Here is a 15,418-nt window from a genome sequence, read left to right as displayed (position 1 = left end):
GTGCCAAAACCAATAATAGTGATTGGAGCAGTCCAACCAAGATCAACTTCGTTCTAAGAAGTCATTTTTGGCAAACGCCGTGGTTTCTTATAATCACATTCTTACTTGCAGGCTTTATATTTTATAAAGTAGCGGTTTTTGTAACTAAAAGACGAAAAAACAAAGAACAAGAGCAGCTATTGTTAAAGAATAAAATTTTGATGTTGGAGCAACGGGCTTTACAGGCAATGATGAACCCGCACTTTGTTTTTAATGTAATGAACTCAATACAACATTATATAAACACAAAAGATACCACCTCGGCAAACAAAATATTAACTGGTTTTGCCAGACTGATCAGGAAGAATCTGGAAATTTGTACAAAAAGCTATATAACGCTTGAAGAAGAAATTGAATACCTGGAGCTTTACCTCAGTTTAGAAAAGAAGCGATTTGGAGGCAAATTGAATTATACCATTACGCTAAATAAGGCAATAGATAAAGAAGAAACCTTAATCCCTTCTATGCTGCTTCAACCATATATAGAAAATGCCATATGGCATGGAATAATGCCTAAGGAAGAGGGTGGTAAAATTGACATACATATAGATTTAATAGGGACTGAACATTTGTTGATCCAAATTATTGATGATGGTATAGGTATAGACAATTCTTTGAGAGATAAAAAGGGACATCACGTAAGTAAAGGCATGGATTTAACACGGGAACGTATTAATCTTTTAAATAGGGTTGAAGTAAATCCTATACAAATGGAGATAAAACAAAATGGTAATTCGGGCACATTCGTGTCAATTGCCATTCCCTTAAAGTAGTAAAATACCGTTTACTCAATTTTTCATACCACTTACTAATTAAAAATTAATCATCTTAAAATTTGCATTAAACTTGTTATAGATATTAAAACAAACAGAGTTTGTAAAAAGCGTTCTTATAGAATTGATCAAAGATATTTTACCTAACCTAAAACTATATCTCAATTCAGGTTTCATTTGTGTGTTAAAAAATGGTAAAGTTCATAGCTTTACCATTTTTTTTTGCCTTAATTTTTTTTAAAAAAAATTCGTTGTGGAATTTCTATTTATCTTACTTTTGAGATACAGAAAAACTTTAAAAAACATCGTTCTTTTGATTTAAAAAGATTTTCTGTAAATTTAACTCATAAATAAAAACCTTAGGGAATTATATTTTTTGTAATGAAAACTCCAAAGAAACCAATTAAGAAAAGTCCATTAGTGGATCCAGAAGCTGAGATGGAAGATTCGCAAGACGAAATTACTACGAAGAAAAAGTATGACGATGATGATGACGATTTTGATATGCCATTAGATGATCTGGATACTTTTGATAGTTTTGGTTCGGACGACGACGATGACGACTACTAGTAACTAAAAATATAATAGTTTATGAGCATCCCATTGGGATGCTTTTTATTTTATCCCAATCATCAAGCATGACAATTGTACCTGTATCTGATAAACAAACCAGTAAAGATTTTTTGGAAGTTGCCCGTTTTATTTATCAAAATGATAAAAACTGGATTTGTCCGCTAGACCAGGATATAAATACAATATTTAACCCTGATAAGAATCCTTTCTTTAAACACGGGAAGTGCCAAAGATGGTTGTTAAAAGATAATAAAGGCCAAACAATAGGAAGAGTGGCTGCATTTATAAATGAGAAAAAAGCTTTTCAATACGATCAACCCACCGGGGGCATGGGTTTCTTTGAATGCATAAATGATCAAACCGCAGCTTTTAAACTATTTGACACAGCCAAATTGTGGCTCGAGGAAAATGGCATGAAGGCTATGGATGGCCCAATAAACTTTGGTGAAAACGATTCATTCTGGGGATTACTGGTTGAGGGTTTTACTCCACCTTCTTTTGGCATGAATTATAACCACCCCTACTATCATGACTTCTTTAAGGAATACGGATTCACTACTGAATACGAGCAAATAACCAATCACCTTGCGGTAAGAAATCCATTTCCAGAGCGTTTCACAAAAATTGCTAATTGGGTTGCAAACAAACCCGGATATACATTTGAACATTTCTCTAAAAAGAATGCAGAAAAATATGTTCAGGATCTTATGGAGATCTATAATGACGGCTGGGAAGACTTCGAAAACTTTGTGCCAATAAAAAAGGAGACACTACAGGAAAGCTTCAAAATGATGGAAGCTATAATGGATGAAAAACTAATTTGGTTTGCCTACGTGAACGGAGAGCCTGCTTCTTTTGTAGTTATTATACCAGATGCCAACCAGATGATTAAAGGCTTTAATGGTAAGCTTGGAATAATTGAAAAGTTAAAGTTTGTTTATAAGCGCTGGCTAGGTGTAAACAGAATGCGGGCTATTGTAATGGGTACAAAAAAGTCCTATCAAAAACACGGGTTAGAGTCTGCACTTTTTATAAAACTAAAGGAATATGTTTTACCACTTAATCAGTATGATGAACTGGAATTGTCGTGGGTAGGTGATTTTAATGATAAGATGCTATCAATTCACCAAGCAACAGGTGCCACTTTTGGAAAGCGACACCTGACCATGCGTAAAATTTTCTTTTAGGGATTTATTTCTCGCGAATTTCTTCGTAAAGGTCAATAACCTTTTTTTGCAGCTTAATGATTTCTTCTTCTCTTTGAGAAAGTTTATCTTTTAAGCTGTTGATTTCTTCAAAATTAAGCGATTGAGGATTTTCACCCTCTTTTGAAATAATATCCATAGTAGAAACCTCGAACAGATTCGCTATTTGCGCTAATCTCGATATGTTTATATCAGTGATACCAGTTTCGATTTTTGAAAATGCAGGGATGGAAATATTTAGACGCTTTGCTACTTCACCTTGACTCCAGCCATTTTTTTGGCGTAGCTGTCTAATGTTTTTACCAATGATATTCATGTTTAAAATTTAGGTGTACTATTTGTTGTTTGTTCTTTTTAGGATACTGTATTCAACTCACGTGCCAATTTCGTAAGATCTAGTCCACCAAAATTTCCAGAACTCATTAATAACAAGTTAGTACGGTAAAAATTTATGCTTCGCAAGTAACTTTCCAATAAAGTAAAGTCATTAAAAAACTGCAGTTTATCGTCGTTAAACGCCATTTGTACCTCTTCTTTTGTAAATGGTTGCATTTTCTTATGCACAAATGTTTTTTCATCAATGTAAACAATTGCAACATCTGCATTACACATAGTGTTTGCATATTGAGCAAGAAAATTTTTATTCAAACTGCTAAACGTATGCAACTCTATACAGGCAATTAATTTTCGTGTAGCAAACTGAGTTTTCACCGCTTCGATCGTTGCTTTTAACTTTGACGGCGAATGAGCAAAGTCTTTATATACATTTGTTTCATTCGAGCTATTTAAAAGTTCTAATCTCTTTGCCGCACCAGTAAAGGAAGCTATTGCCTTGTTAAACTCGTCCTCAGAGATACCCAATTGCTTGCATACTAATTTTGCCGCATTAAGATTCATTAAATTATGATCTCCAAATACTTTTAATGCAGTTTCGTCAGGCAGCAGATAAGTTAWACCATCTTTTACTTCATGATCTGGAATTCCATACCCAATCTTTTCAATCGGAGCATTTGAATTTTCGACTATAGTGTTAAGGTCATTGTCTTTATTACAGAAAATTAGTTTCCCATCAGGTTGAATTGTATCTATAAAAAGTTCAAACTGTCTGGTATAATCCTGATAAGTAGGAAATACATTAATATGATCCCACGCAATTCCGCTAATCACCGCAATATTTGCTTTATATAGATGAAACTTTGGCCGGCGATCAATTGGTGAGGCCAAATACTCGTCTCCCTCAATAACAATCAGAGGAGCTGAATCTGTGACCTTGACCATGGTATCAAATCCTGCCAATTGTGCTCCAACCAGATAGTCAAAATCCCTTTTGTAATGGTTCAGAACATGTAATATCATGGAGGTAATTGTTGTTTTACCATGACTTCCACCGATTACCGCACGAAGTTTATCTTTTGTTTGCTCATAAATATACTCCGGATAAGAATATATCTTTAAGCCTAATTTCTGCGCTTTTAATAACTCAGGATTATCCACAAGCGCATGCATACCCAGAATAACTGCGTCCAGGTCTTCTGTAATATTATCTTCGCTCCAACCCATAGATTTAGGTAGAATCCCATGCTTTTCCAACCTGCTGCTTGAAGGTTCAAAGATGACATCATCAGAGCCGGTAACCTGATAGCCTTTTTTATGTAAAGCAATGGCAAGATTGTGCATAGCACTGCCACCTATGGCGATAAAATGTATACGCATTTGTTTTATTTTTTAAAGTGGGCAGCTACCCATTCACCAATCTTTTTATGACTAACATAATTGATACCAAACTCTTTGCAAGTTTCGGTTATCATTTCAAGATCGGGAGATTCGTAAAATCCGCTGAAGAAAATGCTTCCGCCTTCTTTTAGTATTTCATCATATCTTGAAATCTGATCAAGAAGGATATTCCTGTTTATGTTTGCAAGAATAACATCAAATGAGGTGTTAGGAATCACTTCTTTCCCACCACACAGTGCTGTAATATTTGTGATGTTATTTAGGGCTGAGTTTTCCAGTGTACTTTCATAGCAAACATCATCGTTATCTATTGCAGTTAGCATTTTAGCTCCTCTTTTAGAAGCTAAAATGGCTAATATTCCAGTTCCACATCCCATGTCCAATATGATCTGATCTTCAACATCGGTAGATAAGATATATTGCATCATCATGGTTGTAGTTTGATGATGACCAGTACCAAAAGCCATTTTCGGATCAATCACTATCTCGTATTTATACTGAGGTTGTGGCTGATGAAAAGTAGCCCTGACATAACACTGATCATCAATAATTAATGGTTCAAAATTCTTTTCCCATTCTTCATTCCAGTTTTCTGCTGCGATCTCTGCTAATGTATAGGTATACTTAAGTTCACCTTCGAACTGAGCCATAACTTCTTTTAAAGCCTGCTCATTATAATGGTCAAGCCCTACAAAAGCATCGAACCCATCAGATGTATCCTCAAAAGTATTATAACCTATGTTTGCAAGTTCGTCAATCAATAAATCTTTTTGATATTCCTGAACCTCAGTGAAGCTGAAAGTAACCTGTATATATTGCATTAAGAATTGAAAGTTTTAACGATGTCTACAAAATCTCTTGATTTTAAAGAAGCACCACCAATTAAACCACCATCAATATCATTTTGAGCAAACAATTCTGCCGCATTTTTTGGATTACAGCTACCTCCATAAAGTATGCTGGTATTATCAGCAGTTGCCTGATCATATTTAGCAGCAATTTCTTTACGGATAAAAGCATGAACTTCCTGAGCCTGATCAGACGATGCAGTTAAGCCAGTTCCAATAGCCCATACAGGCTCATATGCGATCACAACTTTAGAGAAATCAGCAGCACTTAAGCCAAAGATTCCATTCTCTAATTGAGATTTTAAAACTTCAAAATAGCTTCCGTTATTTCTCTCTTCAAGCGTTTCACCAATACAGAAAATAGGAGTTAAATCATTTTGTAATACAGCGACTGTTTTTTGCGCTAACAATTGGTCACTTTCGCCAAAATACTGGCGTCTCTCCGAATGGCCAACGATTACATACCCACAGCCTACAGATTTTATCATTTTAGCTGAAATTTCGCCAGTATAGGCACCGCTTTCTTTTTCATGACAGTTTTCTGCACCGATACCTACCACGTCGCCACCAAGCTTGGCTAAGCTGTTTAAATGAATATATGGAGCACAGATAACAGCTAACTGGTCACCTTTTTTTTCATCTTTAACCATATTAACAATTTCTGAAAACAAGGATATGCCTTCAGCATAATCCAAATTCATTTTCCAATTTCCGGCTACTATTTTTTTTCTCATAATCTTTAATTAAAAATGTCTATAGGTCTTTGTATCTTCAAAAACCTGAGTTAAAATGTCTTGTTCTATTTTGTTAAATTCTAAATTCCTGCGCTCGTAAACCTTAGTGGCGGTTTCAAACATTTTGTTTAAGCTGTATACATCAAACCCCTGAGCTCCGCCCCATGCAAAATCTGGTATAAAATTCCTGGGAAAACCTGGGCCAAAAATATTAGCGCTTACACCAGCCACAGTACCTGTATTAAACATGGTATTGATACCGCATTTAGCATGGTCGGCCATAATTAAACCACAAAACTGTAATCCTGTTTCACGAAAGCTTTCTTTTTCATAATCCCATAACCTCACCTCTGCATAGTTATTTTTAAGGTTAGAGTTGTTACTGTCGGCACCAATATTACACCATTGCCCCATAACTGCGTTCCCTAAATATCCTTCATGGCCTTTTGATGAGTAACCCCAAATGACAGCATTATTAATTTCTCCGCCTACCCTGCTATAAGGTCCAATAGTGGTTTGCCCATAAATTTTTGCGCCCATCTTAATTTGAGAATCATTACATAAGGCAAAAGAACCTCTTATATGGCAACCTTCCCACACCTGGGCATTTTTTCCAAGATAAATAGGTCCGTTTRAACTATTGAAGGATGAACATTCCGCTTCGGCGCCCTCTTCTACAAAAATATTATCGCCAATAAATGTATTGGTTGAACTTAATTTTGCGGAAGTCCTCCCTTTGGTAAGTAATGCAAAATCTTTTCTTAGTTCAGTATCATTGTACTTAAAAATATCCTCTGGAACAGCAATCCTGATGAAATTATCAGAATAAGCTATAGTTTGCAGTTTATCCAGGGTATGAGTATCAAAATCGGCAGTATTAATTTTATATGCAATGACAACATCTTGTTTCTTTAAGCACTCGCCATGTTTCAGATTAGATATCGCATTTAACAAGCCTTCATCCGGACATATAGATCCATTGATAAATAATTCGGCACCAGATAATAAAGGATATTTTACTGCAAGGTAAGCTATTGTTAAAAATCCAGATTCGGCATTTAAGTACTTTTCCCATTTTTGGGCAATAGTTAAAATCCCGATACGGAGATCTGCAACTGGCCGTGTGAAAGATAGCGGTCGCAGAGACTTCCACGCACTATCATCAAATAAATTGATTATCATAAGCGACAAAAATAAAAAAAGTCCCGAAGCAACAGCACCGGGACTTTAAAATAATTTTTTATTTTGGTATAATTACTTCTTAGCGTAACGAGTTTTGAATTTATCGATACGACCAGCAGTATCAACCAATTTCATCTTACCAGTATAAAAAGGGTGAGAAGTATGAGAAATCTCCAATTTATATAGAGGATATTCATTACCATCTTCCCATTGAACAGTCTCTTTAGTATCTACACAAGATTTTGTTAAAAAAGAGTACTCGTTAGACATATCTTTAAATACTACAAATCTATAGTTTGATGGATGCAGATCTTTTTTCATATTGTTATATACTTATGTGTCGCTTATTTTTAAGGATGCAAATATCGTGATTTTATTTTTTAGAAACAAATAAGTGTGGAAAAATTATCTACTATACTTTTTACGGGTTTCGATTTTCTGCTTTTGTCTCGCAATATAAGCGTCAGCAATCACTTCTGCTGAGGGCAATTCAGAGTTACTAATCAATAAGGCCTTTAGTTTAACTTCATCAACATCAGTCCTATATAAAATATTCATCATTTTAGAGATATCATTATCCAACAAGTATGCAAATGCCTCAATCAGCCGTTCTCGCATTAAAGCTTCAGTGGCCAGGTTATCAATATCAAAATCCTTATTAATAATATTACTTAGGGAAGTTAACTCATCCATCATTTCACTTCCTGACATAATTCAACCAAAACCCCATTGATACCCTTTGGATGTACAAAACATACCAGTTTATTATCAGCTCCTGGCTTTGGTTGCTCGTTAAGCAATACAAAGCCTTCTAATTTTAATCTTTCCATCTCCAACACAATGTTATCTACTTCAAATGCAATATGATGTATCCCCTCTCCCTTCTTGTCAAGAAATCTGGCAATTGGGCTATTTTCAGAAGTAGCCGCAAGCAACTCAATCTTACTTTCTCCTGTTTTAAAGAAGGCTGTATTCACACTTTCGGAGGCTACTTCTTCCTTCTTATAACAAGAAGTTCCCAATAGCCTTTCGTACAAACCACAGGAAAAATCAAGATCTTTTACTGCGATGCCAATATGCTCAATCTTCTTCATAAATGAATTAATACGTTAAACAAATGTAAAAATGCAAGTTTTAACTATACCGTCATAGGTATTAATTATAATTGTTGGTAATCTTTTTTCGTATCTTTGTCTATTAATAAGAATAAACAAAAACGATGGAACTTCCTATTTACTTAGATAATAATGCCACTACCCCTCTAGATCCTAGGGTTTTAGAAGCAATGCTACCTTATTTTACAAACAAGTTTGGTAACGCTGCCAGCCGTAATCACGCCTTTGGATGGGTTGCTGAAGAAGCTGTTGATTACTCTCGTGAACAAGTAGCCAAATTAATTGGCTGTACAGAAAAAGAAATCATTTTTACTTCGGGTGCTACAGAAGCAGACAATCTGGGTATAAAAGGTGTTTTCGAGATGTATCAGGATAAAGGTAATCATATCATTACTGCAACAACAGAACACAAAGCTGTTTTAGATACTTGTAAACATCTGGAAAAAGCAGGTGCAAGAGTTACTTATCTTAAAGTTAAAGAAGACGGTCTTATCGATCTTCAGGAACTTGAAGCAGCAATGACCGATCAAACTATTCTTGTAACCATTATGTATGGAAACAATGAGATAGGTGTTGTTCAACCAATCAAAGAAATATCGGCAATTGCTCATAAACACGGTGCTTTATTCATGACAGATGCTACACAGGCGGTTGGTAAAATCCCAGTTGATGTAAACGCAGATGGTATTGATTTAATGGCATTTTCTGCCCATAAAATGTACGGTCCTAAAGGTGTAGGTGTGCTTTATGTACGTCGCAAAAACCCAAGAGTTAAGGTAACAGCACAAATGGACGGTGGTGGTCACGAACGCGGTATGCGTTCTGGAACATTAAACGTACCTGGTATTGTTGGCTTAGGTAAAGCTTGTGAACTTTGCCGTTTAGAGATGGATAGTGAAGCAAAACGCTTGTCTGGTTTAAGAGATAAACTTGAAACTGCGCTTACTCAACTCGAAGAAAGCTATGTAAATGGAAATGTAAACCACCGTTTACCGCATGTTGCAAATATTTCATTTAAATATGTTGAAGGGGAAGGCTTAATGATGGCAATGAAAGATCTTGCTGTATCATCAGGTTCAGCATGTACTTCAGCTTCTTTAGAACCTTCATACGTTTTAAAGAGCCTTGGACTATCTGATGATCTTGCACACTCTTCTATCCGTTTCGGTTTAGGTCGTTTTACAACTGAAGAAGAAATTGATTACGCAATCGAAAACACTAAAAAAGCAGTTAATCACCTTAGAGACCTTTCTCCACTTTGGGAAATGTTCAAAGAAGGTATAGACTTAAGTAAAATTGAGTGGGCTGAACATTAATAATAGCCCCTTAATTAATAAAAATATAAATCATCTCTATTAACAGAGATTTAAAGTAAAATAAAATGGCATATTCAGAAAAAGTAATGGAACATTATACCAACCCTAGAAATGTTGGTACTTTAGATAAAGATAGTAAATCAGTTGGCACAGGCCTAGTTGGTGCACCTGAGTGCGGCGACGTAATGCGTTTGCAAATTGAGGTTGATGAAAACAACGTAATTACAGATGCTAAATTCAAAACATTTGGATGTGGGTCTGCAATTGCATCGTCTTCACTTGCAACCGAATGGTTAAAAGGAAAAACAGTTGATGAAGCATTAACTATTGACAATATGGATATTGTGGAAGAACTGGCTTTACCTCCGGTAAAAATTCACTGTTCAGTATTGGCAGAGGATGCTATTAAATCAGCAATTAACGATTATCGTGTTAAAAACGGTATGGCGCCATTTGAATTGGCTAAATCTCATCACTAGGTAAATATTACAGATGTAGCCATATAAGCTACAATGTTTAACTAAAATGAGTGTAATTTGGTATACATTTTGAATACCATTATTAGAATTAATACTATTAAGACATGATCACGATAACAGATAAAGCAAAGAGCAAAATTGATCACCTTATGCAAGATGCGCATATGGATAGCAGCTATTTCTTACGCGTTTCAGTTAAAGGTGGTGGCTGTTCAGGTTTATCCTATAACCTAGATTTTGATAACGAAGAACAAAAGGGAGATCAGTTTTTTGAAGACAGAGGAATTAAAATAGCTCTGGATATGAAATCTTTTTTATACCTGGCAGGCACTGAACTTGATTTTTCTGATGGTTTAAATGGAAAAGGCTTTAATTTCAACAACCCAAATGCCAGCCGTTCCTGCGGTTGTGGAGAGAGTTTTTCTGTTTAACATACATTTCACTATATTTGTAGAGGGCGCTTTTAGCGCCCTTTTTTATTATGCTATAACAAGCTAACCAATCATATAATATGGTATCATTCAACGAGTCGGCTACAGTTCCCAGTTTACTGCGAAATGTAGTTGAAAACATTCATAAACCAGAAGAGACCTTCCTTATAGATAAAAAGACTACGGAGTGGGAGGAAATATCTTTCAAAGAGACGCTCGATAATGCGGATGCGGTTTCAACATTCTTTTTAAACAAAGGGATAAAAAAAGGTGACAGAATGGGTCTAATGATAGAGAACTCTCCTGAGTATGTTTACTATGACCAGGGAATACAACAAATCGGAGCCATTAATACATCTATATATCCTACCCTATCCGAGCATGAGGTAGAGTATATCATTAATGATTCAGGTATCAAAGCTATCTTAATTGGGAATACCTTCTTATACAAGAAAATACTGAAAATTGCAGGCAACTGCCGGCAGTTAAAATATATCATACCCGCTTTTTCAGAATACACAAAAGTGACCGTACCAGAAGACCTGAATGTAGAAATTATAAGTTTTGAGGAAGTTCTTAATACTAAAAGCAATCTCACTACGGACAAATTAGCAGAAATAAAAGTTCTTAGGGATGCACTTACCCCTTCAGATATTTCGGCATTGATTTATACTTCTGGCACTACCGGTACTCCTAAGGGTGTAATGCTTTCTCATAGTAATTTCGTTGAAAACGTTAAGGTTTGTTTACAACAGATTCCTGTTATTGATGAGACTGAAACATTCTTATCATTTCTACCTTTATCACATGTTTTTGAGCGTACTGCGACCTATCATGTTTGTTGTGCACAGGGCTGTAAAATTGCCTTCGCCCAAAGTTTAGAGTTATTGGCAAAAAATATGGGTGAGATAAGGCCCACTGTAATGAATTGTGTTCCCAGACTATTAGAAAGGATTCATGACAAAGCTATAAAAAGTGGTACTGCTGGAGGTGGATTAAAATCTAAAATCTTTCTTTGGGCCCTGGAAACAGGCAAGAACTATCGTCAGGAAAAAGAAGCAGGCAGATCACCCGGCATCTTTCTCTCAACAAAGCGTTCAATAGCCGAGAAACTTGTTTTCAGTAAAATAAAGGAGAAAACAGGGGGCAGATTAAAATTTATGATCTCGGGCGGGGCTGCATTACCTAAAAACGTGGGCGAATTTTTTGGAAATCTTGATATCAAAATACTTGAAGGATTTGGACTGACAGAAACCTCGCCGGTTATGTCTGTTACAGAATATCACAGGCAGGTTTATGGCACAGTTGGACGCGTAATTCCTGGTATTGAAATCGGCATACAGGATGTAGAAACCAAGGAAATGATCAACATTCAAACACATGAATCTTTTGACCCCAATTTTGAGTGTGCAGAAGGAGAAATAATAGTTCGTGGTCACTGTGTTATGCAGGGTTACTTCAATAAACCAGCTGAAACCGCCGAAGCTATTGACAAACACAATTGGTTTCACACAGGTGATATCGGCAGATTTTACCGAGGTAATCTACAAATCACGGACAGGTTAAAAAACATGATTGTAAATGCTTATGGGAAGAATGTTTATCCTACTCCGGTAGAAAACATCTATCTTAAAAGTCTTAAAATAGATCAATTATTTTTAATTGGCGATAAAAGGGAATACCTGACAGCAATCATTATCCCAAATAAAGAGAACCTTCAGGAAACATTTAAACTTCCTGAGTCATTTTTTCAAAAGCCAGAGCTTTTTATAGCGGAAAAAGAAATTATAGACTGGATAGGTCAGGATATTAAAAAGTTTTCAGCGGAACTTGCAAAATTTGAAAGGATTAAGAATTTTAAAGTTAAACGTAATCCCTTTAGTATTGAGGAGGGCGAAATAACACCAACTTTAAAAGCCAAAAGGAAAGTTCTTGAAAAAAAATATGCAGAAACTATCAACGAAATGTATACGGAGTCTGTTGAGTCAGATTAATATATATTGTTGTTGGTACTGAATATTCCCATTTAATACAGACAAAAAATGTTGCAAATACCTATTTTTGCATAATTTTAAAAATACAATACAAATAAAACTATACGGCTTAATGCCGGATACAAGAGATATATGAGTACAGGACTATCAGAATTAGAATTATTGCGCCGTAATTCACTAAATCAATTGCGTGAATTAGGGATAAATCCCTACCCTGCCGAAGCATTTGAAATAAATGCAAATGCTGCAGATATTTTAGCAAACTACGAGCGGGATAAAACTGCATATAAGAACATCAGCATAGCCGGCAGGATAATGACCCGCCGTATTATGGGAAGTGCTTCATTTGTCGAAATACAAGACTCTACAGGAAGAATACAAGTTTATTTAAAAAGAGATGATCTTTGTCCGGATGAAGACAAGACGCTTTACAATACCGTTTTCAAAAAACTGCTTGATCTTGGAGATTTTATAGGTGTTAAAGGTTATGTTTTCACCACTCAAACCGGTGAGATTTCTATTCACGTTACTGAGTTTAAACTCCTTTCTAAAGCCTTAAAACCTTTACCCATAGTTAAACGCGATGAAGAAGGTAATATATATGATGGGTTTACTGATCCTGAATTACGCTACAGACAACGCTATGTTGATTTAACTGTAAATCCTGGTTTTAAACAGATCTTCATCAACCGCTCTAAGGTGATCAACACTATGAGAAGTTATTTTGATGATCAGGGCTGGATGGAAGTAGAGACCCCGATATTACAGCCTATCCATGGTGGTGCCGCTGCACGTCCTTTTACCACACATCATAATACGTTAGACATGCCGCTATACCTTCGTATAGCTAACGAGCTTTATCTAAAAAGGCTTATTGTAGCAGGATTTGATGGTGTATATGAATTCGGTAAAATGTTCAGAAATGAAGGTATGGACCGCACGCATAATCCTGAATTTACTTCTATGGAAATCTATGTAGCTTATAAAGACTATATATGGATGATGGCCATGGTTGAAGAATGTCTTGAAAAGATTGCGGTGACTATTCACGGATCTCCGATTGTAAAGGTTGGTGAACATGAGGTTAACTTTGAAGGCCCATATGAAAAACTGACCATGTATGAGTCTATACAAAAGTATACTGGTATAGATGTCTCTAACATGATTGAAGAGGAATTGAAGGAAACTTGCAAAAGCCTAAATATTGAGATAGACGATTCAATGGGTCGTGGGAAACTTATCGACGAATTATTTAGCGAGAAAGTTGAAGCAAACCTGATCCAACCAACCTATATAACCGACTATCCTTTGGAAATGACTCCACTTGCTAAAAAACACAGAAGCAAAGAAGGTCTGGTAGAAAGGTTTGAATTGTTTGTAATGGGTAAAGAGATTGCCAATGCTTATTCAGAACTTAATGATCCGATTGATCAAAGAGAACGTTTTGAGGATCAATTGAAACTAGCAGCGAGAGGTGATGATGAGGCAATGGCTATGGACGATGATTTTATCAGAGCCCTTGAATATGGAATGCCACCTACCTCAGGACTAGGAATAGGAATAGACAGATTAGTAATGTTGATGACTAACCAGTCAACAATTCAGGAAGTGCTGTTCTTCCCTCAAATGAGACCAGAGAAAAAAGCGAAAGTAACTACCGATGAAGATTTCGTAAATGCTGGCGTTCCGGCTGAATGGGTTCAGGTGATTAGAAAAATGGGAATCAATACAATTGAAGAGTTAAAAGGTGCTAACCCCAACAAGGTTTTTAATGATCTTGGAGGAATGCGTAAGAAACTTAAACTAGAATTAACCATGCCTTCAAAAGAAGACGTAACCGCCTGGTTTTCTTAACATAGAGATAACATAAACTTAAAGGCCTGCTACATAAAAACTTAGCAGGCCTTTTCTATTTTTAGGGCATATTAAAATTGATAAATTATGAACAGTTCAAGCCTTGAAATAACAGAAAAAGAATACTGCATAAAACTAAGTAAAGAAGCATTTGACTTGACGTTGATCCGTCAGTTGATCACAAGAATACAATCAGAGCAATTGTTCTTTAGCAGAAAGAAAGATTATCTTGAAGATGATATCATCAGCAGAAATTCAGAGCATTATGAACCTAATGAAAACTTTGACAGATTAAGCGAAAAATAAAAAGCCACATTTGCATGTGGCTTTAAGCTTTTTCTTTACCTGTATCTAACCTGTTGTTGTCTATCCATCATTCCAAGCTGATCCTTCATTTGTTTAATCTGATCAGCAAGCAGTTTATTCTTATCTGCCTTTTTTGCTTCTGTAAGGTACATTTGTGCTTCCCTTTTATTTCTTTTTGCCATTGATATGCCAGCTAAACTTAATTTGGCCAGGGCAATATTATGGTCCATATGCAAACCTAAAGAAAGTGCTTTCTTAAAATATTTTTCAGACTGCATTGGAGCCTTTCTTGATTCTATAAGACCAATCAAAAGGTTATAGTAACCTTGTTGAACTCTGATCAGTTGTTTTTCATAATTAGTGATTCTCTTTAGGAACACTTCGGCCTTAACCATATTGTCTTTTCTTAAAAACCACTGAGCAAGCAACATATTCTCATTATAAAAATATGTAACAAGAATCAGGATACTTATAAAAATACCCAAAATACCCCAGCCCCAAAAACTGAAGAACATAAGGGCAATGGAAGCTCCTAACACAACAAAACCTAAAATAAGACGAACTATATTTGGCATATCCTTTTATAATTTTTTTGCAAATATCGTGTTTAAATACCAAAAAACAGATTTAAAATTATAATTTAAGCAAAAAAGAAATGACGTTCCTTTCATATTTTACTTAAAGATTTTCAAAATATGAATAGATTTACAAATCTTTAATTATGGAAACCACAGCGCAGCATATTAATAAGCAAGTAGAAGATTCCTCAACTGGTGAAATCATTCTATTAAATACCTGTACCCGTGATGCTGGAAATGTTGTTATAGCATCACGG

General features: G+C 35.6%; 18 protein-coding genes. 9 read left to right on the top strand and 9 right to left on the bottom strand.

All coding sequences use genetic code 11. The annotated features are described in order from the left end of the window. From AC1DG9_RS13460 to AC1DG9_RS13450, 3 genes are all read left to right on the top strand, one after another. Nucleotides 1-812 (top strand): sensor histidine kinase (locus AC1DG9_RS13460; RefSeq protein WP_477634740.1); only part of this gene is annotated, 812 nt, incomplete at its 5' end. Between the two features lie 438 nt (nucleotides 813-1,250). Beyond that, nucleotides 1,251-1,382, top strand: a complete 132-nt coding sequence (locus tag AC1DG9_RS13455; RefSeq protein ID WP_255327457.1) for a hypothetical protein — start codon at nucleotides 1,251-1,253, stop codon at nucleotides 1,380-1,382. 68 nt (nucleotides 1,383-1,450) lie between these two features. Next, entirely contained in the window at nucleotides 1,451-2,572 is a 1,122-nt protein-coding gene (locus AC1DG9_RS13450) for a GNAT family N-acetyltransferase (protein WP_288879033.1), read from the top strand. 4 nt (nucleotides 2,573-2,576) lie between these two features. Here the strand turns inward: AC1DG9_RS13450 and AC1DG9_RS13445 are convergent, their stop codons facing one another. The 8 genes from AC1DG9_RS13445 to mce all read right to left on the bottom strand — a co-directional run bounded on the left by AC1DG9_RS13445 (nucleotide 2,577) and on the right by mce (nucleotide 8,182). Further along, complete coding sequence (locus AC1DG9_RS13445) at nucleotides 2,577-2,906, bottom strand: helix-turn-helix domain-containing protein (protein WP_048906616.1); 330 nt, start codon at nucleotides 2,904-2,906, stop codon at nucleotides 2,577-2,579. A 38-nt stretch (nucleotides 2,907-2,944) separates the two neighbouring features. Further along, a complete protein-coding gene (locus tag AC1DG9_RS13440) occupies nucleotides 2,945-4,303 on the bottom strand; it encodes a UDP-N-acetylmuramate--L-alanine ligase (protein ID WP_477634739.1) in 1,359 nt (452 codons plus the stop codon). Nucleotides 4,304-4,308: 5 nt separating this feature from the next. Beyond that, complete coding sequence (prmA, locus tag AC1DG9_RS13435; RefSeq protein WP_172659852.1) at nucleotides 4,309-5,145, bottom strand: 50S ribosomal protein L11 methyltransferase; 837 nt, start codon at nucleotides 5,143-5,145, stop codon at nucleotides 4,309-4,311. After that, complete coding sequence (gene tpiA / locus AC1DG9_RS13430) at nucleotides 5,145-5,906, bottom strand: triose-phosphate isomerase (RefSeq protein WP_172659851.1); 762 nt, start codon at nucleotides 5,904-5,906, stop codon at nucleotides 5,145-5,147. The genes prmA and tpiA overlap by 1 nt, the downstream gene beginning before the upstream one ends. Nucleotides 5,907-5,915: 9 nt before the next feature. Continuing rightward, complete coding sequence (locus tag AC1DG9_RS13425) at nucleotides 5,916-7,088, bottom strand: GlmU family protein (protein ID WP_477634738.1); 1,173 nt, start codon at nucleotides 7,086-7,088, stop codon at nucleotides 5,916-5,918. Between the two features lie 72 nt (nucleotides 7,089-7,160). Further along, a complete protein-coding gene (locus AC1DG9_RS13420) occupies nucleotides 7,161-7,409 on the bottom strand; it encodes a type B 50S ribosomal protein L31 (protein WP_048906621.1) in 249 nt (82 codons plus the stop codon). Between the two features lie 84 nt (nucleotides 7,410-7,493). After that, nucleotides 7,494-7,799: a hypothetical protein gene (locus tag AC1DG9_RS13415; RefSeq protein WP_246269429.1), complete on the bottom strand. Its 306-nt coding sequence runs from the start codon at nucleotides 7,797-7,799 to the stop codon at nucleotides 7,494-7,496. Beyond that, nucleotides 7,781-8,182 (bottom strand): methylmalonyl-CoA epimerase, encoded by a 402-nt coding sequence (gene mce / locus AC1DG9_RS13410; protein ID WP_288879029.1) that lies wholly within the window; start codon nucleotides 8,180-8,182, stop codon nucleotides 7,781-7,783. Before mce ends, AC1DG9_RS13415 begins: the two co-directional genes overlap by 19 nt. A 125-nt stretch (nucleotides 8,183-8,307) precedes the next feature. Between mce and AC1DG9_RS13405 the strand changes: the two genes are divergently transcribed. From AC1DG9_RS13405 to AC1DG9_RS13380, 6 genes are all read left to right on the top strand, one after another. Beyond that, entirely contained in the window at nucleotides 8,308-9,519 is a 1,212-nt protein-coding gene (locus AC1DG9_RS13405; protein ID WP_172659848.1) for an IscS subfamily cysteine desulfurase, read from the top strand. Nucleotides 9,520-9,584: 65 nt separating this feature from the next. Further along, nucleotides 9,585-9,998: a Fe-S cluster assembly scaffold IscU gene (gene iscU, locus AC1DG9_RS13400; RefSeq protein WP_048906625.1), complete on the top strand. Its 414-nt coding sequence runs from the start codon at nucleotides 9,585-9,587 to the stop codon at nucleotides 9,996-9,998. A gap of 104 nt (nucleotides 9,999-10,102) precedes the next feature. Continuing rightward, nucleotides 10,103-10,429, top strand: coding sequence for a HesB/IscA family protein (locus tag AC1DG9_RS13395; protein ID WP_068892349.1), 327 nt, complete (start codon nucleotides 10,103-10,105; stop codon nucleotides 10,427-10,429). A gap of 80 nt (nucleotides 10,430-10,509) precedes the next feature. Continuing rightward, nucleotides 10,510-12,423: an AMP-dependent synthetase/ligase gene (locus AC1DG9_RS13390; protein WP_172659847.1), complete on the top strand. Its 1,914-nt coding sequence runs from the start codon at nucleotides 10,510-10,512 to the stop codon at nucleotides 12,421-12,423. A 132-nt stretch (nucleotides 12,424-12,555) separates the two neighbouring features. After that, on the top strand, nucleotides 12,556-14,277 hold the full coding sequence (lysS, locus tag AC1DG9_RS13385; protein WP_337716586.1) for a lysine--tRNA ligase: 1,722 nt from the start codon (nucleotides 12,556-12,558) through the stop codon (nucleotides 14,275-14,277). 87 nt (nucleotides 14,278-14,364) lie between these two features. After that, entirely contained in the window at nucleotides 14,365-14,583 is a 219-nt protein-coding gene (locus tag AC1DG9_RS13380) for a hypothetical protein (protein WP_172659845.1), read from the top strand. A 35-nt stretch (nucleotides 14,584-14,618) separates the two neighbouring features. Here the strand turns inward: AC1DG9_RS13380 and AC1DG9_RS13375 are convergent, their stop codons facing one another. Beyond that, nucleotides 14,619-15,158 carry a DUF2892 domain-containing protein gene (locus AC1DG9_RS13375; RefSeq protein WP_172659844.1) on the bottom strand — a complete coding sequence of 180 codons (540 nt, stop codon included), beginning with the start codon at nucleotides 15,156-15,158 and terminating at the stop codon, nucleotides 14,619-14,621. Nucleotides 15,159-15,418: the final 260 nt, after the last annotated feature.

This window comes from Pedobacter sp. 05L430 (assembly GCF_056397585.1).
This window is presented reverse-complemented; position numbering and strand designations above follow the sequence as displayed.

Bases quoted from the DNA above. Each gene is read 5' to 3' on its own strand.
- AC1DG9_RS13375 (WP_172659844.1), bottom strand. From the start codon at position 15,158: ATGCCAAATATAGTTCGTCTTATTTTAGGTTTTGTTGTGTTAGGAGCT.
- AC1DG9_RS13455 (WP_255327457.1), top strand. From the start codon at position 1,251: ATGGAAGATTCGCAAGACGAAATTACTACGAAGAAAAAGTATGACGAT.
- AC1DG9_RS13395 (WP_068892349.1), top strand. From the start codon at position 10,103: ATGATCACGATAACAGATAAAGCAAAGAGCAAAATTGATCACCTTATG.
- AC1DG9_RS13420 (WP_048906621.1), bottom strand. From the start codon at position 7,409: ATGAAAAAAGATCTGCATCCATCAAACTATAGATTTGTAGTATTTAAA.
- AC1DG9_RS13390 (WP_172659847.1), top strand. From the start codon at position 10,510: ATGGTATCATTCAACGAGTCGGCTACAGTTCCCAGTTTACTGCGAAAT.
- lysS (WP_337716586.1), top strand. From the start codon at position 12,556: ATGAGTACAGGACTATCAGAATTAGAATTATTGCGCCGTAATTCACTA.
- AC1DG9_RS13450 (WP_288879033.1), top strand. From the start codon at position 1,451: ATGACAATTGTACCTGTATCTGATAAACAAACCAGTAAAGATTTTTTG.
- AC1DG9_RS13445 (WP_048906616.1), bottom strand. From the start codon at position 2,906: ATGAATATCATTGGTAAAAACATTAGACAGCTACGCCAAAAAAATGGC.
- AC1DG9_RS13380 (WP_172659845.1), top strand. From the start codon at position 14,365: ATGAACAGTTCAAGCCTTGAAATAACAGAAAAAGAATACTGCATAAAA.
- AC1DG9_RS13415 (WP_246269429.1), bottom strand. From the start codon at position 7,799: ATGTCAGGAAGTGAAATGATGGATGAGTTAACTTCCCTAAGTAATATT.
- mce (WP_288879029.1), bottom strand. From the start codon at position 8,182: ATGAAGAAGATTGAGCATATTGGCATCGCAGTAAAAGATCTTGATTTT.
- iscU (WP_048906625.1), top strand. From the start codon at position 9,585: ATGGCATATTCAGAAAAAGTAATGGAACATTATACCAACCCTAGAAAT.
- prmA (WP_172659852.1), bottom strand. From the start codon at position 5,145: ATGCAATATATACAGGTTACTTTCAGCTTCACTGAGGTTCAGGAATAT.
- AC1DG9_RS13405 (WP_172659848.1), top strand. From the start codon at position 8,308: ATGGAACTTCCTATTTACTTAGATAATAATGCCACTACCCCTCTAGAT.
- tpiA (WP_172659851.1), bottom strand. From the start codon at position 5,906: ATGAGAAAAAAAATAGTAGCCGGAAATTGGAAAATGAATTTGGATTAT.